The 19,399-nt window shown below is 62.6% G+C and carries 27 protein-coding genes, 1 tRNA gene and 1 other RNA gene; 13 read left to right on the top strand and 16 right to left on the bottom strand.

The window, feature by feature from the left end; translation table 11 throughout:
• Positions 1-18 precede the first annotated feature (18 nt).
• The 3 genes from ABEB22_RS08755 to ABEB22_RS08745 form a co-directional block, all read right to left on the bottom strand.
• Positions 19-2,244, bottom strand: a complete 2,226-nt coding sequence (locus ABEB22_RS08755) for a terminase gpA endonuclease subunit (protein ID WP_406870086.1) — start codon at positions 2,242-2,244, stop codon at positions 19-21.
• A 3-nt stretch (positions 2,245-2,247) separates the two neighbouring features.
• Positions 2,248-2,910, bottom strand: a complete 663-nt coding sequence (locus ABEB22_RS08750) for a DUF1441 family protein (protein WP_406870085.1) — start codon at positions 2,908-2,910, stop codon at positions 2,248-2,250.
• A 139-nt stretch (positions 2,911-3,049) separates the two neighbouring features.
• A complete protein-coding gene (locus tag ABEB22_RS08745; RefSeq protein ID WP_406870084.1) occupies positions 3,050-3,760 on the bottom strand; it encodes a hypothetical protein in 711 nt (236 codons plus the stop codon).
• 122 nt (positions 3,761-3,882) lie between these two features.
• Here ABEB22_RS08745 and ABEB22_RS08740 point away from each other — a divergent pair, with 122 nt between their 5' ends.
• The 3 genes from ABEB22_RS08740 (at position 3,883) to ABEB22_RS08730 (ending at position 5,496) form a co-directional block, all read left to right on the top strand.
• Complete coding sequence (locus tag ABEB22_RS08740; protein ID WP_339113273.1) at positions 3,883-4,170, top strand: hypothetical protein; 288 nt, start codon at positions 3,883-3,885, stop codon at positions 4,168-4,170.
• A gap of 270 nt (positions 4,171-4,440) precedes the next feature.
• Entirely contained in the window at positions 4,441-4,689 is a 249-nt protein-coding gene (locus tag ABEB22_RS08735; RefSeq protein WP_406870083.1) for a hypothetical protein, read from the top strand.
• 60 nt (positions 4,690-4,749) lie between these two features.
• Entirely contained in the window at positions 4,750-5,496 is a 747-nt protein-coding gene (locus tag ABEB22_RS08730) for a DUF4396 domain-containing protein (RefSeq protein WP_406870082.1), read from the top strand.
• An 88-nt stretch (positions 5,497-5,584) separates the two neighbouring features.
• Here ABEB22_RS08730 and ABEB22_RS08725 read toward each other — a convergent pair whose 3' ends face one another.
• From ABEB22_RS08725 to ABEB22_RS08705, 5 genes are all read right to left on the bottom strand, one after another.
• The gene (locus ABEB22_RS08725) at positions 5,585-6,115 is read right to left on the bottom strand and encodes a hypothetical protein (RefSeq protein WP_406870081.1); all 531 of its coding nucleotides are present in this window, start codon (positions 6,113-6,115) and stop codon (positions 5,585-5,587) included.
• Complete coding sequence (locus ABEB22_RS08720; protein WP_406870080.1) at positions 6,112-6,696, bottom strand: hypothetical protein; 585 nt, start codon at positions 6,694-6,696, stop codon at positions 6,112-6,114. Before ABEB22_RS08720 ends, ABEB22_RS08725 begins: the two co-directional genes overlap by 4 nt.
• A 215-nt stretch (positions 6,697-6,911) precedes the next feature.
• Positions 6,912-7,532, bottom strand: coding sequence for a hypothetical protein (locus tag ABEB22_RS08715; protein ID WP_406870079.1), 621 nt, complete (start codon positions 7,530-7,532; stop codon positions 6,912-6,914).
• The gene (locus tag ABEB22_RS08710) at positions 7,522-7,986 is read right to left on the bottom strand and encodes a DUF1937 family protein (RefSeq protein ID WP_406870078.1); all 465 of its coding nucleotides are present in this window, start codon (positions 7,984-7,986) and stop codon (positions 7,522-7,524) included. Before ABEB22_RS08710 ends, ABEB22_RS08715 begins: the two co-directional genes overlap by 11 nt.
• A complete protein-coding gene (locus tag ABEB22_RS08705; RefSeq protein ID WP_339113280.1) occupies positions 7,973-8,461 on the bottom strand; it encodes a hypothetical protein in 489 nt (162 codons plus the stop codon). Before ABEB22_RS08705 ends, ABEB22_RS08710 begins: the two co-directional genes overlap by 14 nt.
• A 43-nt stretch (positions 8,462-8,504) precedes the next feature.
• Between ABEB22_RS08705 and ABEB22_RS08700 the strand changes: the two genes are divergently transcribed.
• The 6 genes from ABEB22_RS08700 to ABEB22_RS08675 all read left to right on the top strand — a co-directional run bounded on the left by ABEB22_RS08700 (position 8,505) and on the right by ABEB22_RS08675 (position 12,206).
• The gene (locus ABEB22_RS08700) at positions 8,505-9,152 is read left to right on the top strand and encodes a hypothetical protein (RefSeq protein WP_406870077.1); all 648 of its coding nucleotides are present in this window, start codon (positions 8,505-8,507) and stop codon (positions 9,150-9,152) included.
• A 311-nt stretch (positions 9,153-9,463) separates the two neighbouring features.
• Positions 9,464-9,613 carry a hypothetical protein gene (locus ABEB22_RS08695; RefSeq protein ID WP_350938675.1) on the top strand — a complete coding sequence of 50 codons (150 nt, stop codon included), beginning with the start codon at positions 9,464-9,466 and terminating at the stop codon, positions 9,611-9,613.
• A 155-nt stretch (positions 9,614-9,768) separates the two neighbouring features.
• Positions 9,769-10,074, top strand: coding sequence for a DUF2312 domain-containing protein (locus tag ABEB22_RS08690; protein WP_406871140.1), 306 nt, complete (start codon positions 9,769-9,771; stop codon positions 10,072-10,074).
• A 235-nt stretch (positions 10,075-10,309) separates the two neighbouring features.
• Complete coding sequence (locus ABEB22_RS08685; RefSeq protein ID WP_406870076.1) at positions 10,310-10,618, top strand: hypothetical protein; 309 nt, start codon at positions 10,310-10,312, stop codon at positions 10,616-10,618.
• Positions 10,619-10,702: 84 nt separating this feature from the next.
• Positions 10,703-11,011 (top strand): hypothetical protein, encoded by a 309-nt coding sequence (locus ABEB22_RS08680; RefSeq protein ID WP_406870075.1) that lies wholly within the window; start codon positions 10,703-10,705, stop codon positions 11,009-11,011.
• Positions 11,001-12,206 carry a tyrosine-type recombinase/integrase gene (locus ABEB22_RS08675; protein ID WP_406870074.1) on the top strand — a complete coding sequence of 402 codons (1,206 nt, stop codon included), beginning with the start codon at positions 11,001-11,003 and terminating at the stop codon, positions 12,204-12,206. The genes ABEB22_RS08680 and ABEB22_RS08675 overlap by 11 nt, the downstream gene beginning before the upstream one ends.
• A gap of 82 nt (positions 12,207-12,288) precedes the next feature.
• On the opposite strand, the gene ABEB22_RS08670 is transcribed toward ABEB22_RS08675, so the two are convergent.
• Positions 12,289-12,365: transfer RNA gene (locus tag ABEB22_RS08670), tRNA-His, on the bottom strand.
• 129 nt (positions 12,366-12,494) lie between these two features.
• Between ABEB22_RS08670 and ABEB22_RS08665 the strand changes: the two genes are divergently transcribed.
• Entirely contained in the window at positions 12,495-12,719 is a 225-nt protein-coding gene (locus tag ABEB22_RS08665; RefSeq protein ID WP_339113285.1) for a DUF6324 family protein, read from the top strand.
• Between the two features lie 2 nt (positions 12,720-12,721).
• On the opposite strand, the gene ABEB22_RS08660 is transcribed toward ABEB22_RS08665, so the two are convergent.
• Positions 12,722-13,192 (bottom strand): MmcB family DNA repair protein, encoded by a 471-nt coding sequence (locus tag ABEB22_RS08660; protein ID WP_406870073.1) that lies wholly within the window; start codon positions 13,190-13,192, stop codon positions 12,722-12,724.
• Between the two features lie 117 nt (positions 13,193-13,309).
• Between ABEB22_RS08660 and ssrS the strand changes: the two genes are divergently transcribed.
• Positions 13,310-13,468, top strand: a non-coding RNA gene (ssrS, locus tag ABEB22_RS08655) — 6S RNA.
• Between the two features lie 57 nt (positions 13,469-13,525).
• Here ssrS and ABEB22_RS08650 read toward each other — a convergent pair.
• Genes ABEB22_RS08650 through fabA form a run of 3 tightly spaced genes read right to left on the bottom strand, consistent with a single transcriptional unit; the run spans position 13,526 to position 16,089 of the window.
• Positions 13,526-14,314 carry an enoyl-ACP reductase gene (locus ABEB22_RS08650; protein ID WP_406870072.1) on the bottom strand — a complete coding sequence of 263 codons (789 nt, stop codon included), beginning with the start codon at positions 14,312-14,314 and terminating at the stop codon, positions 13,526-13,528.
• Positions 14,315-14,325: 11 nt separating this feature from the next.
• Positions 14,326-15,552, bottom strand: a complete 1,227-nt coding sequence (gene fabB / locus ABEB22_RS08645) for a beta-ketoacyl-ACP synthase I (RefSeq protein ID WP_339113288.1) — start codon at positions 15,550-15,552, stop codon at positions 14,326-14,328.
• Between the two features lie 27 nt (positions 15,553-15,579).
• On the bottom strand, positions 15,580-16,089 hold the full coding sequence (fabA, locus tag ABEB22_RS08640; RefSeq protein WP_339113289.1) for a bifunctional 3-hydroxydecanoyl-ACP dehydratase/trans-2-decenoyl-ACP isomerase: 510 nt from the start codon (positions 16,087-16,089) through the stop codon (positions 15,580-15,582).
• 225 nt (positions 16,090-16,314) lie between these two features.
• Here fabA and irr point away from each other — a divergent pair, with 225 nt between their 5' ends.
• Complete coding sequence (irr, locus tag ABEB22_RS08635) at positions 16,315-16,731, top strand: Fur family transcriptional regulator Irr (protein ID WP_339113290.1); 417 nt, start codon at positions 16,315-16,317, stop codon at positions 16,729-16,731.
• A 12-nt stretch (positions 16,732-16,743) separates the two neighbouring features.
• Here irr and ABEB22_RS08630 read toward each other — a convergent pair whose 3' ends face one another.
• Positions 16,744-16,968: a DUF1413 domain-containing protein gene (locus ABEB22_RS08630; protein ID WP_339113291.1), complete on the bottom strand. Its 225-nt coding sequence runs from the start codon at positions 16,966-16,968 to the stop codon at positions 16,744-16,746.
• Positions 16,969-17,128: 160 nt separating this feature from the next.
• Positions 17,129-17,698: an elongation factor P gene (efp, locus tag ABEB22_RS08625; protein WP_339113292.1), complete on the bottom strand. Its 570-nt coding sequence runs from the start codon at positions 17,696-17,698 to the stop codon at positions 17,129-17,131.
• Between the two features lie 136 nt (positions 17,699-17,834).
• Here efp and epmA point away from each other — a divergent pair, with 136 nt between their 5' ends.
• Positions 17,835-18,890: an EF-P lysine aminoacylase EpmA gene (epmA, locus tag ABEB22_RS08620; RefSeq protein WP_406871139.1), complete on the top strand. Its 1,056-nt coding sequence runs from the start codon at positions 17,835-17,837 to the stop codon at positions 18,888-18,890.
• Here the strand turns inward: epmA and ABEB22_RS08615 are convergent.
• Positions 18,862-19,371 carry a hypothetical protein gene (locus ABEB22_RS08615; RefSeq protein WP_406870071.1) on the bottom strand — a complete coding sequence of 170 codons (510 nt, stop codon included), beginning with the start codon at positions 19,369-19,371 and terminating at the stop codon, positions 18,862-18,864. The genes epmA and ABEB22_RS08615 overlap by 29 nt on opposite strands.
• Positions 19,372-19,399: the final 28 nt, after the last annotated feature.

Below are 19,399 nucleotides of genomic sequence, written 5' to 3'. Positions count from 1 at the left end.
ATGCTGTCCAAGCCATCTCTAACGTCTCCGAAGATATCTGATGCCCATGCCCGCAGGCTGCGGGCGCGGTGTGTAGGAAGGCGCGTCGGGATCACCCGCCGCCTCCGGTTCTGTCTCTTGACCTGGTTCGGCTGCGTCCGGTTGGGGTGCCTCGCACGCCTCGGGCACCAGCCGCAGCGCGAAGGGATTGGCCACGCCCAGCACCGCCCAATCGGGCGGGGCCTCCCAGTTGATCCGGCTCAGGCCCTTATGTTCGGCCAAAGCCAGCGCCTGCACCGAGAGATCGAGCGTCTCGTTGCGTTTGACGCCGGCCTTCAGCTCGTAGCCCTTGGGGCCACGGCGCTCCGCCAGCAGTTCGGCCAGATGCTCTTCCTCGAGCCAGTCGGGCGTATGCTGCGCCCCCGGACCCCGCTCGAAACGCCCCAGTGCCGCGAGAACCGAATCCTTCAGCCGGTCGGTGGCCATATTGAGGAGCCGGACCGCACGGGCCTTGCGGCCTTTTGAGCCCCGCGCGGGGGCGGCATACCAGACGCGGTCCGAGAGGTTCGGCCCGCCGCGCCCGATCGAGAGGAACCACCGCTCCCCCTCGCCCGCCTTGCGCCGCCCGCGCCAGAAGCGCTCGGCATGATCCGACCACCCCGCAGGCCCGTTGAAGTCCACCGCCACCGCGCAAGGGGCGAGCGCCCAGGGCTGGCCCTCGACCGGATAGGTGCGGCCCGCGAGTTGGGTGAGAGCCCCTGCATCCTCGGCATAACGGCCGGGATCGAGGGCACGGAACTCGCCGTCGTCGTTTTTGGCCCGTGGTGCCCCTTCCGGCGGTTGCGCCAGCGCGAAGCGGTCGATGATCACCCGCTCGCCCTGCGCGCCCCAGGCCATGACCAGCGCCTCGAAGCGGTTGCCCTGCACATCGACCGAAGTGGTGATGAAGCGCGTCCAGCCGGGCGCGGTCCTGCGATCGAGCCGCACCGCATGCTCGAAGAGCATGGTGGTGGTCAGCTCGCCCTCGATCTGCAACCCATGCGGCACATAGGGCTCGCCGCGCTCGGTGAAGTAGACGCGGCTCAGCTCGGTATAATCGCCGAACTGCTCGGCCTGCCGGAGCGCGAGTTCATAAGAGGTCACGATCCCTTCCCAGCTGGCAAAGGCCGCCGCCGCCCCGTTGAGCGAATAGCTCGCCACATCGGTGGCGCGCAGATCCGGATCATCGATCGTGACCAGCGCCCGTTTGCCATCCGCGCCAACGGTCGTGCCCTCATGCAGCCAGCCGCCGCGCCCCTTCAGGATCTGGCGGTTCATCTCGTTCTTGTGGCGATGGCTGTAAAGCGTGCCGCACTGCGGGCAGCCCATCTCCGCCCTGGCGCCCGCCACCGCAGGCTCGAGCGTGTTGTCATAGCGCAGGTGCTTGAAGTGCGGTTCGAACAGCTCTCCGCACTCGCGGCACTCCCAATAGAACCGCCCCCGCGTGCCCTCGTTATAGATCCGCACGATCCCGCCCGAGACGGGCGGCAGCTCATGCGGGTTCGAGCTCCCCGCCTTCCAGGTCTCGTCGGTCACCGGAAAGGCCGGTGTGCTCTCGAGAAGCACGCAGCCGCGCGACATGAAGGTCCGGATCCGCTGGCGCGCCATCCCGTAGGGGCTGCCCTCGGGCGCATCTTTTGGGCCCAGCACCTGCGGCATGTGATCGTAATCGGTCAGGAGCACCAGCCGCTGCGAGCGCGACGACAGCTGGCGCGCCACCGGATAGCCGATGGTCAGCCGCATCCCCTTGAAGCGCTTGCGCGAGAAGGTGCTGTCATCACGCGCCCGTCCCAGCCGCTCGCGCACCCTGCGGCTATGCTCGATCATCGGGTCGAGCTTCTCTTCCACCCAGGCATCCGCATCGGGCTTTGACATATGGATGATCTGCACCGGTGCCGGCGCGCACATCACCGAATGCACCGCCACCGTGATCAGCATCGTGGTCTTGGCCGATTGCGATGGCCCCACGAAACAGACCGATTTGAACTTGCGCGACTGGGTGATATCGGCAGGCTCGACCATATAGGGCGCAACCGAGCGGTCGAACAAAGACCAGTCCGTCCCGATCGGCACCTGCATGAACTCTTCGGCCGCATCGGTCACCGAGATCCGCGAGGGCGGATCCAGAAGCGGCAGCGCATCGGCGAGGAGCTCGCGCGGCTGCGTCCAGGCGGGCAGCGGCGGGATGTTCAGCACCGACGCCCCGCGATCCATCATCTCGACCATATCCTAAAGCCCCATCTCGTCCTGACGGTACTCCGCCAGATCTTCCACCGCGCCCGTGCCAAGGATCGAGCGCTCGATCCGCTCGCGCATCTTCATCACCACCTTGTCGCACCGCGCCTCGACCTTCGCGACCTCCTCGACCCCTAACCCGAGATCGCGCTCGAGATGGTCGGGCATCGTGCCCAAGGCCGTGGCCACCACCCCGATCAGATCTTCCAGAAGCTCGGAGACCTTGGCCGCCCGCACCAGCTCGCCGCGCTGTTCGGCCACGCGGTTGCGGTGATACTCGGCCTCGGACCATTCGCGCAGCTGCTTGGCGGTCAGCCCGCCCTCTTCCTCTTCCTGCTCCTCATCGAGGTTGCGGAAGGCCAGAGAGGCCTGCATCGCATGCGCATCGCGCGTGGCCTTGGTCGCGCGGCTCTGCTCGTCCCGCGTCCTGCGCCAGGCATAGCAATGCGAGAGCTGGAACTCGTAAGACACCCCGTTCTGACCCGCTGTCAGCACCGGCATGCCTTGACCCACCCATTTGGTCACCGAGTTCTCGGAGACATTGAAGGCGATGGCGAGTTGCGCGCGGTTCATCACCCCATCCGACAGCCCGTCGGGCAGCGGATAGAGCGCGGTATCGAGCACGCTCCCATCCGTCAGCGTGACAAGCGTATCCATGGGATCACCCCTTCGGTGAAGAATAACAACAACAACCCCAACCCCACCTGCAGGAAACTCCAGAACAGGTGAACGTCACGGGGTGCGAATTACCCGCATGCGGGCATGGGCCCGGAAGGACCCGTGGGCGTTACGGCGTTCAGCCGAAGCGCTTGGCGATCATCTTGGTCAGTGTCCGGCCCAGATTTACGGGCAGCCGCGTCTCGTAGATCCGCTCGGCCTCGGCGAAGAAGCCCAAGCGTTTCTGATAGACCGGCACCTTGTCCGACAGGATCGCCACCCGCTCGGCAATGCCCGACGGCCCGCGCTTGTAGATGTCCTGCGTGAGCCCCGCTTTGGGCACGAAATAGCGCGCCCGTTTGGGTTTTCGTTTGCGCGAGGCCGTGGTCTCGTTGGCCGCGCGATCCCGCTGGGCATTCAGCGCCGAGAGCACCTGATTGCGCTCGCCCGTCGACCAGTTGCCATAGGCATCAAGCCGCGCGCCCTCGGCCGGGATCACCGACTGCAGGATCCCCTCGAAGGCGAGGTTCTGCGCGAGCAGCTTCTCGAACCCCGTCTGGCCCCGTGGCCCGCCCTCTTCCTGCACCTTCAGGTAATGGCGCCGGCCAATCACCGCCCGCTCCTCAACAGAGGCCTCCAGATCGGAGCTGCGGGCTTTGCGAACCCGGAATGCGTTCTGCGTGAACCGCGTGGGCCGGTCGAAGACCACCGTCATCCGCTCCGCCACCTGCGCCCGCGCTTCCTCCACCGTATCATTGAGCGCCCAGGTCGAGGCGATCACCACATCGCGCTTGGCCAGCGTGTCGAGTGCGGTGGTGAAGCCGGAGGTGTCGAGCAGTGGCTTGGGCATCGGGCTCTCCTGATTTCATGCCCACACGGGTCATGCCGCGAGTTTGAGCAAGGCGACGTAGACACATCGGACAGTTGCGATTACCATTATCAACACACGTTGATGGGGAGGCAGTAGCAAGTATGCCCTATTTTCTTAACGAGCAACGCCGGCTGGTCGAATCTATCCGCGAGTTGGAAAGCATCATCGCCCGCCGCGAACCCGAGGAAGGGGCCGACAGGAGCGAGAGGCTTCTCACGCTCAGCCACCTGCTCTCCCAGAAGCATGTCGCGCTGGCAGATCATATCGCCCTTTGCGAGCGCCTCGAGGTCGAGTTGCCCCTCCTCGAAACAGTCCGCCAAGATCTGGAGCGGACGCCTCTGGCCAACTTTACCGATATCTGGAAACAGAAACCTCCGCTCGGTCTCTAGCCGTTGGAAAGACATCCGGACCGGGCGCGCCCTTCTCGCCCGAAAGAGAATCAGTAGCCCGCTCATTATCGCCGCAACTGACACCGGAAGCCATTTTCAATAACTGAAGTTTTCATTTATTCCTCTGATAGGTTTATTCGAAAGCTTTAATCGGTTTCTACGTCCTGAGGGCGCGAGGTCACCCTACTTGTCCGGACATTTACAATAGACAGCGCAACCGGCGCGTGAGTAGATCTGGTCAACATCCATTGATAAGTCTGCTTAGTACCGATGCGCTACTTCACAAACGAGCAACACCGACTGGTTGAAGCGATCACCGAACTCACCCATCTGAGCGAGGAGGTCGCCAAGAGCGGCGAGGATGAAACCAGCCCCGAGGTCATCGACCGGCTGATCGAGGAGAAGCGCATGGCGCTCTCCATCCATGAGGAGTTGAGCGAGCATCTAGGTGTCGATCTGGTCCCTTCCTACGACATCCTCAACGAGATCGAGGTCGAGTACATGCAGAGTGACGCCTGAAGCGGAACTTTTCGGGGATGGGCCCATTGAGACCCTGTCCCCATTGAAAAGGAGCCCGCTTTGCCCCTCGCCCTGCATATCGTCGCCCTCATCTCTCTTGCCCTCGCCATCGTCTGCGCCATTTGGATCGCGCAGGACGAGCGAAAGAGGCCGCAGCATATGTGGATCATGAACCTCGTCTGGCCGCTCTGCGCGCTCTTCGGCAGCGTTCTGGTTCTGGCCTTCTACCTGTCGGTGGGCCGCGCGCCGCTCAAGACGGAACAGCATCACGACCATCACGGGCACCAGCATGGCCACGGTCATGATCACGGGCACAATATGTCCGGCCCGACCATGAAAACCGTCGCCAAAGGCGCGCTCCATTGCGGCAGCGGGTGCACCTTGGGCGATATCATCGCCGAATGGCTCGCCTTCCTCCTTCCGGCAGTGGCCGTGGCCTTCGGCTGGCAATGGATCTTCGCCGAGAAGATCTTTGCCGTCTGGGTTCTCGATTTCGTTCTCGCCTTCGGCTTCGGTGTCGCCTTCCAGTATTTCGCGATCAAGCCGATGCGCGACATCTCCAGAGGCGAAGCCCTGAAAGAGGCCGTGAAAGCAGATGCCGCCTCGCTCACCTCGTGGCAGATCGGCATGTATGGCTTCATGGCCATCGCCCATTTCTGGCTCTTCCCGCAGGTGCTGGGCACCGAGCTGCGGACCAATTCGGTCGAGTTCTGGTTCGTGATGCAGATCGCCATGCTCTGCGGGTTTGTGACGGCGTTTCCGGTGAACTGGTGGCTGATCAGGATAGGCGTCAAGGAGGCCATGTAAGCGCGCATGAAAAAGCCCGGCAACGGTTTTATCCGTTCCGGGCGCAGCTCTTGCGATGATGCCAATCTGGACGCTTTAGTTTTCCGCGTCAATCCTTTTTCTTCTGACACCGTTCCACAAGCGCCTCGAGGCCCCTCTGAAGGCGATCCAGATGTCGCGCCTGATCCCGACCTCCACCGCACAAACTGCCCAGAGACCCATCCCCCAGCACCACATGCGCGACCACAGGACGGGCGAATTGCGGCACATCGGCCCACATCCGGTGGAAACGCCGGCGCCGATCCACATAGGCCGCCGCCCGATCCACCTGCCCCGACGCATCGACGACACCCAAGGCGGCCAGCGGATCACGCTGACGCTCGCCCTCGGCCGCAAAGGCCAGCGCCCGCGCCACATGGGCCTGTGCTGCGGTGAGCTGTTCCTTGCGCTCGTAACGGTCCACCCAGGTCTCGCGCCGCGCACGGATCGCCCCATCGGGGTTTTCGGATTTCCCTGTTTCACGATTAACAACCATCACCTTCTCGAAGGTCTTGCCACGCAGCTGCGCCGCCGTCGTCTGGCCCAGATCCCATGGCGAGGCCGCCATCGATACTTTCAGCTTCCGCATTGCCTTGCTCATGCCCTGTCTCCTGCCTGCGCCAGTTGCGCAATTGCTTCGCATTTTTCCATTGCGGCCCGCCGCCGGTGGCGGAAGGCCATGTCGTCATCGGAGACCTGCCGGCCCGCGGCCATGTTCTCCTCGATCAGCATCAGGCGGCGCAGGTTCTCCCGTGCCTTCTCGCGCAGCTGGCTAGCGGCGAACGCATTGGGCCAGCGGCGGGTGTCCTTGACCGCGCGGCGCAGCTCGGGCGCCCAGCCATCGCGCAGCGCCTCGCGCCCCATGCCGCTCGCAAAGACCGCGCGCATCAGCGGGCTGCCGGTATCCTCGGGCGGATCGATATCGCCCGCCTTATCGAGGATCTGCGGGCCCGCCCAGATCCGGTCCTTGCGCGTGCCGCCCGGATGGGCCGCGATCTCTTCCTTGAGCGCCGCCAGATTGATCTCGGACATATAGGCGAGCTTGCCGCTCACCTCCGCCACCATCTCCTCGAAGCCCGCCTTGGTCACGGTCGAGGGGCGCCCGAGCCCCAGCCGCATGAGCGGCTCGAAGAGCACCGCCCGCACCCGCTTCTCTCCGGCCGCCTGTTCTGCACTGTCCATGTCACCTCTCCTTTTCTCAGCAGATCCCGAGTTATCCACAAGCTCGCCCGTCGATTTTTGCGCCGGCCCGAAAGATTTCATTTCTTGTCATTTCTTCTCTTGTCCTTTCAGCGGCGCGGTTTTTGGGAAAAATAAAAAGCTCCAAAATCCTCCGCAAAAATTTCTGTTTCTTCCGGAGGAAGATTTCAGGAGGATTTGTGGAAGTTTTCGAAGGCTCAGCCACGGCTCGACAGATCCTCGAGCGCCTCGCGGATGCGCTTCAGCGTTGCGCTGCCACCGGGATAAGCGGCCTCGATCCAGTCGCTGATCGCGTTCAGGCGCTCCTCGCTTTCCGCGATCCGCGCCCCGCCCGGTATGCTCTTTGCCAGATGCCCCGCGATGGTGCCAAGCCTTTTTCGCATCCGGTCATCCGCATGTTTGGCATCATTGCGGCGTTTGGACCCCAGCGCCTCCAGCGCGACCGCCGTGACGACCGGATGCGCGAGCCGCCTCTGGCCATTGTCACATTGCACCGGCTGCCAGCCGTGGAGCGGCGTCACCACGCGGCTGCTCAGCTCGCGCCAGCGCGCCACCGGCATACGCAGAAGGAAGGCAAGGCTTTCATCATCGCAAGGCAGTGTTCCGATCGGCGTCTCGTCCTGGGCGGCCCAGAACAGCTCCATCCCGAAGAACCCAACCTCCGGATCGGTATAGGCCCCGCGCCGGAACTCGCTCCCGCGCCAGCGCTTGAGGTTGAAGGTCACGAAATAATGGCTGTCGAGCCGGTCGAGCGCCGAGATCGGATAATCCGGCAGCCCGTCCTCGCTTACGACCGAGAAAACCGGCTTAACGCCCATGCCTCGTCTCCTGTGCTTCGACCATCACGGGCACCGCATGCGAGACGGCCCATTGCACATCGGCCCAGACCTGCGGGCAACGCGACCAGCCGCGACTTGCCGGCACCCAGATCGCACCCGACGCGTTGCGAATCGGCGCCACCCAGCGCGCCCACCGTTTGGGATCGCGGATGCCCAGATGCATATCGGCATCGAGATAGGCGGCGCCCAGCACCACCGGAGACACCGCCCCCACCCTGAAGCGGGCCAGCTCTGCAGCCGCACGCGCGGCATCGAGCACGACGGTCTCGGGGATCTGCCACCCATCGAGGACGAGCGGCGTCGAGACATAGACGATCCGCCCGCCCGAGCGTTTGGCGGCCTCGACCGGATCCACCCCGAAGGTGATCGGCCCCGACCAGTCGAGCGTTTTGGCGGCACGGGCCAGTGCGGCCCAATCCTCATGCGCGTTCATGGCGGACCACATTTGGCACCGAGGCCAGCGGCAGGCGTTTGATCCGATCGAGCGCGGTGAGCACCGCATCCCGCGCTTCCTCCAGCTCGCGCAGCACATTGGCATGGGTGATCGCGTCGATCTGATCGCCGCATTTGGCCACCTCGGAGGCCGCCTCGCCGCTCTCCTTGTAGATGCTGGCCGCGATCTCGATCAGGCTGGCCGCCTCGGCGATCGGCGACATGGCCACCTGATTGCGACGCAGGCTGCGCATGTAATCATTGATGCGATCGGACTTGGTCACATGCTGGATCACGATCGCATCCATGATCGTCCAGTCGAGCGAACCATTGCGCCGACGCGAGAACTGCGCCGGATCGGTCATCTGCCCCGCGAATTGCTCATAGGCCGGCTGGAACCGCGCGGGGCCCCGATCGGTCACCAACAGTTCGGAGAGAATTTCGGAAATATCCTCGCGGATCTTCGTCTGGATCATCGCGTCACCTTCGCAAGCGTTTTGATTTCCCCAGCGTCTCCCAATGAAAGAACATGGAAGCGCGGGCAACCGACCTGCCTCATTGGCCAGATCTTTCACGATCAATGTCGTCAATCTTCGACAACAGCCGATCCGCGATACGAACCGTACAACTGCCACCAGCTTTCAAGCGGGAGTAGAGGCGATGATTTCCAGCTGCCATCTTGGCCACCGTTGTGGGTGCGATGCCATGACGCCGGGCGCAACTTTCGATCGCGAGGATGAGGCTTTCGGTTTTCATATGCCAATAAGGGACAATAGCCCCCATGAAGTCAAGGGACTTTTGACGCCTTACGAAGCACAAGCTGTCGCGGTAAGTTTGTCCCCAATGACAATGCGCTTTCGTGATGCCCTTTTATCCCGCGTGGGAGGCCCCTCGCAACCCAGCCTTCGGGCGGTATGCGAAGCCGTGGGCGTATCGTACGAACAGCTCAAAAAGCTGAAGCAACGCGACACCGCATCGACCAATGCGGATGACGCAGTGAAGATCGCCGCATACTTCGGCTTAACTCTCAATGAGTTCATCGCGGACGATCTGACTGAAGACCGTCTCGAGCTAGCTCGCTTATATGCTGCTCTATCCGCAGAGGAGCGCCAGTTCTTGCGAGCTGCAGCAGCAGGCCAGCGCGCTCTGGGCCGTCAGGCAGACTAACAACCTCGCGCAACACCGCAATTACATCTTTCAACTCAATTAGTTCTGCCATTTTCGTCCCGAATAATATTGGGAACAAAATAAGAACAATGCGCCGTAGAAATCAACTATGCTTATTAACTTTACTTGGATTACCACAGGCCAACCTCGACGCTGAATACACACCCTGGCAACCAAACTCAATATTACGCAAATATTATTTGGGGCCATATGTCCCCAAATAACACTTGACCGTTCCAAAAGTCCCCATTAGCGTGAAGAAGGAAGGCAGCGACATATGAGCCTGCCGCCTCACAGGATGGAGCCGCGCCATGCAGACCTTTTACCAAGCGAAACGACCGAGATCGCCCATATGGGCCGCACTCGGCATTGGCGCCGCCATCCTGTTCCTGCTGATCCATCTCGACCCGCTGGCACAGATCACCTGCGCCCGATGGCAGGCCGAGAACCCTGCCTTCTGAAATCGGTTGCCTGTGAACTGCTCGCAACCCAACTGCCGGGTGGCGCGCTGCTCGCCGCCGCCCGGCCTTTTCTCGAGGAGCCCATCGTGAACGCCATGACGCCCATCCCCCAAGACACAGAGGCGCCCGAGCTTCTCGCCCGCACGGCCCATAACATCAGCCGCGCCAATGCGGGCAAGCCGCCGACGAAACCCGATGCGGATTTCAAGGCCGCCGAGGACAAAGCCTATCAGGTGACCGGCGACGAGCTACGCCAGTTCATCGAACAATTCGAGAGCCTCGAGGCCGAGAAGAAGGACATCGCCGAGCAGCAGAAGGACGTGATGGCCGAGGCCAAAGCCCGCGGCTACGACACCAAGATACTCAGGAAGATCATCGCCCTGCGCAAACGCGACAAGAACGACATCGCCGAGGAAGAGGCGATCATGGACATCTACAAGCAGGCACTCGGGATGGACTGACAGAATTTGGCCCCGCGTTTTCCGGCGTTTCCACGGGGCCAGATCGGGTGGTGCTGCAACGGGACAAGGGCCAGCACCACCCGCCCTTACGGGCTTCGGCCAGCGCCCTGCGAGGCACCGCCCCAAGCTCCACCCCGTCCCGCCCTCGTGCGGGACCGAAAGGCGCAAGCGGCCTTTTGCCCGACATATCCTCACCGGTTCGCCGCTTCCGCTGCCTTGATCGAAAGGACGGCCAATGCAGACACATGCCACCCCACAAGACAAACCGCGCCGCCAGGACAGACGCGCGGTGACCATCCCCGACGGGCTGGGCAAGACAGAACATTCGACACGGCAAGTGAGCCTCTCGCGCGCGCCGTGGGACAGCGCCCAGAGCCTTCTGGCCGCGCGTCCGGAGACAGCTCCGCGCCAAGCCACCCTCCGCCAGGCGCAAAGCCCCCAGAAACCCAGCGGGCGGGCGCTTGGCAACATGGTCCGCAGGACCGTGGCCGAGGAGCTCCGGCGGCTGCGCGAGGAGCAGGAGCCGACCGAGATCGACTTCTGAGCCCCGCATGCTGATCGCCATCATCGCCGGCGCGGCCTTTGCCGCCTGCCTCACCATTCTCCTGCTATTCGAAGGAAGCCGCTGATGGGAGAACATGACCACAATTTCCACGGATCCGACATCGCCCCGGATGCGACCTTCGCCCCCGTATCGGCCTATGGCTCGGATCAATGGGTCGCGGCCACGCTCGGCCGCCGGATCACCTGGTTCCGCAGCCATCGCGACAAGCTCGGGCGCGAGGGCTTCCCCAAACGTGATCCGCTGACCGGCCTCACCATCAAGGCCGATGTCATCGCATGGATCGAGAAACGCCGCCGCGTGAGCGACGGCATGACCGCGTCGGCGCCCGCCGAAACGGCCCAACGACTGAAGGAAAGAAAGAATGCGTTTTAAACCTGCGCTCTGGGACGGGTCCGACCCGCTCTACGCCCCCTGCACCGTCAAATCGAAAGGTCGCGTCTACTGGCGCGCCACCAAGACCGCGCAGGGCATGGGCTATGTCGTGGGGCCGGTTGCCCTGCCCGGGATCGCGGGTGACAACCGCGACGAGGAACGCGCCACGATCGCCCGCGAGCTGACCCGCGACATGGTGCGCTGGATGGAGAAGGCCGAGAACGAGACGCGCCTCGAGCCCGGCACCTTCCACCACCTCATCGCCCGCTACCTGAGCGACGAGATCTCGCCCATCCGCGATGTGAAACAGAACACCCGCGAGCAATACCGCCACTATGGCAATTACTGGCGCGGCGCGATCGGCGACATGCTGGTGGTGGATGCCGATTACGCGGCGATCCGGCGCTGGGAGAAGGCGATGAAGGAGAACGGGCGCAGCATCCATTTCATCGCCACCTCCTTCCGCATGCTGCGGATCTTCGTGAATTACGGCGTGCAGATCGAATTCGAGGGAGCGGCGAAACTCTCGCTGATCCTCTCGAAGACGCGCTTCAAATCCCCCAAGCCCCGCACCATCGCGCCCACGGCCGAGCAGATTGCCGCCGTGATCGAGAAGGCCGACGAGCTGGGCTATCGCGCCTTTGCCACGGGCTACATGATGCAATGGTGGTTCGCGCTCAGGGCGGTAGATGTGCGCGGGCAGTATCTGCGCCCGACGGATGACGAGCGGACCGGGATCATGCGCGGCGGCCGGCGCTGGCAGGACGGGCTCACATGGGACATGATCGATGCGGATCTCACCCAGATCCGCAAGACGCCCTCCAAGACCGAGCGCAACGATTCGGATGCGATGGTCTTCGATCTCACCGCGGTGCCCGAGCTGCGGGCGCGCCTCGACGAGACGCCGGTCAATGACCGCACGGGGCCGGTCTTTGTCGACAAGAACGGGATGCCCTTCGACCGCCACCACTGGGCGCGGATGTTCCGGCTGGCGGCCCGGGCGGCGGGGCTGCCGAAGGAGCTGAAAATGATGGATGCGCGGGCCGGTGCGATCAACGATGCCAAGCGCCATGGCGCCACACCGATTCAGCTGCAACATCAGGCGAACCACACCAACATGCGCACGACCGACCGCTATATCAGAGAGAAAAATGTTTCGGTGGCCGAGGTGGTGAAACTGCGCCGTTCCACGTGAATCAGGCGCGGTCACAACGTCACAACAAACGGATACAACCCGTTACAACTCGGAGCGACGTTTCAGCTAAGTTATTGAAAAATGGTACCGCTTCCCTGGCTTGAACAGGGGACCTCTGGATCCACAATCCAGCGCTCTAACCAACTGAGCTAAAGCGGCACCGTGAGGCGGGATTTACCGATTACGAATGGGGATTGCAAGGGGGGTGTAACAGGTTTTTGGCATTTTCCTTGCCTCATGGAATAATCACGTCTAGGCAACGCGCAAAGCCACAACCGGAGCACCGTTATGAGCATCAATAGCGAACACGACACCAGTGCCAATCTCCAGATCGGCCCGACCGATCTCGGCATGGTGCGAATCTACCTCGAAGGCGACGGCATCGACCTGCCGATGGATTTCGACCCCGATGAGGCCGAGGAAATCGCCGAGGAACTGCGCGCAGCCGCCGATGCCGCACGTCTGATCGCCTCCGAAGCCAGCTCCGGCAAATCCGGCAAGAAAAAGAAATAATCTCAGCGCGCGGCCTCGGGCAGGACCGGCACAGCCGGATCCCGATAGCCCTGAAGCCGCGCTGCAGCGATCCGCGCAAAATCCAGCGTCAAAGCCTTCCGGCGGGCGGGCGCGAGCCGCGCCTCGGGCGCCTCGCGCAGCATTTCCGCCCCATATCCGTCCGCAATGAACAGCCCCGTCTCCTCCGGAAGAAGCTCCTGCGGAAAATCGGCATCCACGGCCCAGTAATAGCGGTCACACCAGTCCAGATAGCCCTGCCATTTATGATCCGACATGAAATCGGCACGGCTCGATTTGCACTCGATGATCCAGATCTCGCCCTTGCGCGAGAGCGCCATCACATCGGCGCGCAGTCGCGGGCGCAGGGGCATTTCCAGCACCGAGGCCAGCCCCAGATCGGTCAGCGCGCGCGCCATGCCACGGGCCAGAATCTGGCCGGGCTGCATTTCGGAGAGGGTCTGCATATCGGACATGCACTGCAGGATGAACGAAGCGCGAACATAAGTCCAGCCCCTGCCCCCTCACGAAAGCGCGTAAGATTGAACGAGGGGGCTTGCGAAGCCCCGCGCGCTTTCCTATCTGTGGGGAGACGGTTACTGCTCTTCTCGTAACGGGAACGTCTTTCCAGTGGCCTATACCGATTCCGAGGGAGCTGGCTCTGTCAGGGTCTTGGCCTTGTTACCTGGCGCCCACCTGATTTTTCAGGTCCTCGGGAAATTCAACCTCCCAACGGTTGCTGCGGTTTCCGTCACCTCATGAAAAAGGCCCCGAGTTTCCTCGGGGCCTTTTCAATTCCATCTACCCGATTACAGGTTCTCGCTCTGCGGCATACCCAGAACGTGATAACCGCAATCCACCATGATGGTCTCGCCGGTGGTGCAGGCACCGTAATCCGACGACAGCCACACTGCCGTGCCGCCGATCGATTCCAGCGTCGCGTTGGAGCGCAGCGGGCTATTGGCTTCGGTATGGCGGAAAGTCTTACGCGCGCCACCGATGGCCGCCCCTGCCAGCGTCTTCATCGGACCGGGCGAGATCGCATTCACGCGGATGCCCTGCGGGCCCAGATCATTGGCCAGATAGCGCACCGAGGATTCGAGCGCGGCCTTGGCCACACCCATCACGTTGTAGAAGGGCGTCACACGGTTGGAACCGGCATAGGTCAGCGTGATGATCGAGCCGCCATTCGGCATCAGTTCCTCGGCACGGCGACCGATATCGATCAGGCTGAAGCAGCTGATCGAGAGCGAGTTCTTGAAGTTCTCGCGGGTGGTGTTGATGAAACGGCCCGCCAGCTCGTTCTTGTCGGAATAGGCGATCGCATGGACGATGAAATCAAGGCTGCCCCACTCGTCTTTCAGACGGGCAAAAGCGGCATCCATCGACGCATCATCGGTCACATCGACATCGACCAGGAAGGAAGAGCCCAGCGATTCCGCCAAGGGCTGCACGCGCTTGCCGAACGCATCGCCCTGATAGGAGAAGGCCAGCTCGGCCCCCTCTTCGGCCAGAGCCTTGGCGATCCCCCATGCGATGGAGCGGTCATTCGCCACCCCCATGACAAGCCCGCGCTTGCCCTTCATCAACTCGGCCATATGGCGTCCTCTTACTCTTGGAACTTGCTCATGACGAGCGATGCGTTGGTGCCGCCAAAGCCGAAGCTGTTGGACAGAACAGAATCATGGTCGACATTGTCGATCATCTGGGTCGCGATCTCTTCGGGACGCAGCGCGGGATCAAGCTCGGTCACGTTGATCGAGGGCGCGATAAAGCCCCCCTGCAGCATCAGAAGCGAATAGATCGCCTCGTTGACGCCCGCCGCCCCGAGCGCATGGCCGGTCATCGACTTGGTCGAGGAGATCGGTGCATGGTCTTCGCCCAGCACGCGGCGGACAGCTTCGACCTCGCGCACATCGCCCACGGGGGTCGAGGTGCCATGCGCATTGATATAGGTGATCTTGCGGCCTGCCGGCAGGGTCGAGGTCGCCAGCCGCATCGCGCGCTCGCCACCCTCCCCCGAAGGGGCCACCATGTCGTAGCCATCCGAGGTCGCGCCATAGCCGGTCACTTCGGCATAGATCTTGGCGCCACGGGCCTTGGCATGCTCCAGCTCTTCGAGCACCAGAATGCCGCCGCCGCCGCCAATAACAAACCCGTCACGGGTTGCATCAAACGCGCGTGCAGCGGTGGCCGGTGCGTCGTTATATTTGGACGACATCGCGCCCATCGCATCGAAGAGGCACGAAAGCGTCCAATCGACCTCCTCGCCGCCACCGGCGAACACGACATCCTGCTTGCCCATCTGGATAAGCTCGGCCGCGTTGCCGATGCAATGCGCCGAGGTCGAGCAAGCCGAGGTGATCGAGTAGTTCACACCCTTGATCTTGAACGGCGTCGCGAGACAGGCCGAGACGGTCGAGGACATGGCTTTGGTCACCATGAACGGGCCCATACGTTTGGGGCTACCCTTCTCGACGGTGATCGTATGCGCCTGGAACACGCTCGAGGTGGACGGGCCACCCGAGCCTGCCACGAGACCCGTGCGCTCGTTCGAGACCTGATCTTCGGCGAGACCCGAATCCGCAATCGCCTGTTGCATGGCGATATAGGCATAGGCCGCCGTCGGGCCCATGAAGCGCAGCTGGCGCTTGTCGATCAGCGCCTCGAAGTCCACTTCCGGCACACCGGCAACCTGACTGCGGAACCCGCGATCGGCATAGTCTTGCTGGAAGGTGATCCCCGATTTGCCTGCGCGCAGGCTCGCGGTGACTTCTTCGGCGGAGTTGCCGATCGGGCTGACAACGCCCAGACCGGTAATAACGACACGGCGCATAGCAGGCCTCCTCGTAATTTCTGGCTATCAGCTCTCGGAAAGAGCGACCTTCATATCCTTGACCTGGTAGATCACCTCGCCATCGGCTTCGACGATCCCGTTGGCCACACCCATGGTCAGACGGCGGGTCTGCACGGCTTTGGTGAAATCAACCTTGTAGGTCAGCATTTTGCGGTCGGGACGGACCATACCGGTCAGCTTGACCTCGCCCACACCCAGCGCATAGCCGCGCCCCTGCCAGCCACGCCAGCCGAGGTTGAAGCCCGTCAGCTGCCACAAACCGTCAAGGCCCAGACAGCCCGGCATGATCGGGTTGCCGGGGAAGTGGCAGTCAAAGAACCACAGGTCGGGTTTGATGTCGAACTCGGCCACAACATGCCCCTTGCCGAATTCGCCGCCATCGCCCGAGATATCGGTGATACGGTCCATCATCAGCATGGGCGGTTCGGGCAATTGCGCGTTGCCGGGGCCGAACAGTTCGCCCCTTGCGCATTTCAGTAGTTCGTCCCGGTCGAAGCTCGTCGGAAAGCCTGCCATGGAATATCATTCCCCCCTTGGGTCTAGTTTCGTTCCCTCTAACACCCGTCTGGGCGCGGACGCAAGGCTGCTCGCACCCTCGGGCATGGGTGAAATGGAGCTAAGAACGACCGGTCCCGAAGACAAGCCCCGGCCGAAGACCGAGAATTTCACGAAGTTTTCGCCAAGCTCGATTGAATCTCCGGCCCTCAGGGCGCATATTGGGCCTCAGGAGATAGACGACCTATGGCACCCAACGCACGCGACCGTGGCCAGCAATGGCTTGCCAAAGGGGGATTACGCCCCACCCGTCAGCGGGTTTCGCTGGCGTCTTTGCTCGTGGGCGATGGCGAGAACCGGCATGTCACCGCCGAGATGCTGCATACATCCGCGCAGGATGCAGGAGAGCGCGTCTCTCTGGCCACTGTCTACAATACGCTGCGGGCGTTCTGTGATGCGGGGCTCATGCACGAAGTCACCGTTGATGGCACACGCAGCTATTTCGACACCCGCATGGACGATCACCCGCATTTCTTCTGGGAAGACGAGGCGCGTATCTCGGATGCTCCCAAGGAAGAGATGAAGATCACCCAGCTGCCCAAGCCCCCCGAAGGTTACGAGATCGCATCGGTGGATGTGGTGGTGCGTCTGCGCAAGCTGTGACGGCGCACCTGCTCAATCCTTCCTGAAGACCCGCCCCTGCGGGTCGCACTCACCGCTATCATGCACCTGCGGGATCGCCCCCTGACGCACATGCGCCAGAAAGTCGCGCCCCAGTCGCAGCCGGTCCTCGGCCGAAAATGCCGCCCATTGCGGCCCGTAGATGTCTTGCAGATGGAACGGACCCAGCGGACGGTCCGTCAGGCGATTTGCGAAATAGTGCAGGCTGTCGGACATCATGACAGAGGATCTCCTGAAGGGTCTTCTGATGAACGTCATAGAACCGTTACAGTTCCGGCTCTTTGATCTGGCGCATTGCCTGCACGCCGCCATTCGCCAGCCTACATGAAAAAAGGCGCCCCGTTCGGGACGCCTCTCGCTGTCTTACACCGTAGCGAAATCAGTCTTTCGCACGTTCCTGATAGGCCAGATCATCGGTGTTGATCACGATGCGGGTGCCTGCGCCGATATGCGGCGGCACCATCACACGGATACCACCGGTGCAGGTCGAGGGTTTGTAGGACGAGGAAGCGGTCTGGCCTTTGACAACCGGCTCGGTCTCCTCGACTTCCACGGTGACCTTCTGCGGCAGTTCGATCGCGATCACGCCATCATTATAGGTTTTCAGCCAGACGCGCAGACCATCACGCAGGAACACTTTCGCATCGCCGATCACGTCATCGGACACGGCAACCTGCTCGTAGGTGGTGGGTTCCATGAAGTGATAGCCTTCGCCATCCTCGTAGAGGAAGTCGAATTCACGCTCTTCCACATGCGCGCGCTCCACGCCTTCGGTGGTCTTCCAGCGTTCGGAGACCTTGGTGCCATCCGAAATACGACGCATGTTGACTTGGGTCACCGGGGTGCCCTTGCCGGGGTGGAAGCTTTCAGCCGTCAGAACGACATAAAGGTGGCTGTCGATTTCGACGACATTGCCCTTGCGCAGCTGCGAGGCGATGACTTTAACCATTGCATTTCCTTTGAACGAATGCCCGCTTGGGCAAATGAGGCTCAGGCACTGCGTGAAGACTGGCGCCCGGATGCCCCGTCGCCTAAACCATCTGGAGACGGATTTCCAGTTCAAAGCCTGTTCGAAAGTGCAAGAGATGACCGAAACACCCTGGTGGCACCCCCATCGCCATGCGGACCGCCGCCCGCTTCTGCTGGCGCGCAACCGGATTCAGGCAGCGCTCCGGCAGTGGTTTGCCGATCAGGACTTTCTCGAGACCGATCCAGCCTGCCTGCAGACCAGCCCCGGAAACGAAGCCCATCTGCATGCCTTTGCCACCGACCTCCTCGGCCATGACGGGGTGGCGCACCGGATGTATCTGCATACCTCTCCCGAATTCACGATGAAGAAGATCCTGGCGGCGGGCGAGCCACGGATCTTCGCCTTCGCCCATGTCTGGCGCAACCGCGAGGCAGGCACCCGCCATAGCGCCGAATTCACCATGCTCGAATGGTATCGCGCGGGCGAGCCCTATGACCGGCTGATCGAGGATGCCCACGCGATGCTGGCCATTGCCACGCGGGCCTGCGGGGCGGATCACCTGCAATATCGCGGCATGACCTGCGATCCTTTCGCGCCGGTCGAACGGATCTCGGTGGCGCAAGCCTTCCAAACCTATGCGGGCATAGATCTGCTGGCGAGCTGCCATGCCGATGGCACCACCGACCGCGCAGCATTGGCCGCCGAATGCGCGCGAGTGGGCTTTGCGATTGCCGAGGATGATGGCTGGTCGGACATCGTGTCAAAAGTGCTGGTGGACCGTGTCGAGCCGCATCTGGGCCATGGCCGGATCACCGTGCTCGACCGCTATCCCACCGCCGAGGCCGCCCTTGCCCGCCCCTGCGCCGATGACCCACGCGAGGCGGAGCGGTTCGAGCTCTATGCCTGCGGGGTAGAGCTGGCCAATGCCTTCGGCGAGCTGACCGACCCCGCCGAACAACGCCGCCGGTTCGAGGCGGAGATGGACGAGAAGGAGCGGATCTATGGCGAGCGCTATCCGCTCGATGAGGAGTTCCTGCAAGCGCTGGAGCTGATGCCCGACGCTTCGGGCATCGCGCTCGGGTTTGACCGGCTGGTGATGCTGGCCACCGGCGCGCCGCATATCGACGATATCCTCTGGAGCCCTATCGCGCGGCCCAGAACCCGTCCATAAGCTCGCGGCAGGCGGCAGGTTGAAACGTCACCGGCAGCCCCGCAAGCGGCGGAGCCGCCTCGGCGATCTTGACACGTGCGCCCGTCAGATCGGGGTCACGCGAGATATCCGCCCGACCGGACAACAGATTGGCATCACAGCTTGCACTCTCGGCAAAGAGCCTGTCCCATTGGATCTCGGTCAGCCCTGCCAGAAGATAGGCGCCCTCACGGAAGACAATATGCCATTCCCGCCGATGCCCAGAACGCCCGCAGGTATCACAGCCCATGAGGATCGTCAGGGTTCCGGCCTTGGCCGAAGCAATCCCCGCCTCGCCCAGATGGCTGGCCCAGAGCGGCCCGATCACCAACGGCGCGGCGCTGTCATCCGACAGGATCACATAACGGTCCTGCGCGCTGGTGGTGACATCGGTCACCAGCTCATCCTGTCCGTCGCCATCGGTATCGAGGTGATATTCCGCCACCACCGGACCATCGATCACAGGTTGCGCCGCAGCCGCACCCCCCCCA

This window comes from Thioclava sp. 'Guangxiensis', assembly GCF_045348365.1.
Classification (GTDB): domain Bacteria; phylum Pseudomonadota; class Alphaproteobacteria; order Rhodobacterales; family Rhodobacteraceae; genus Thioclava; species Thioclava kandeliae.
The sequence above is the reverse complement of the archived record's forward strand: the minus strand, read 5'-3'. Positions and strand labels throughout refer to the sequence as shown.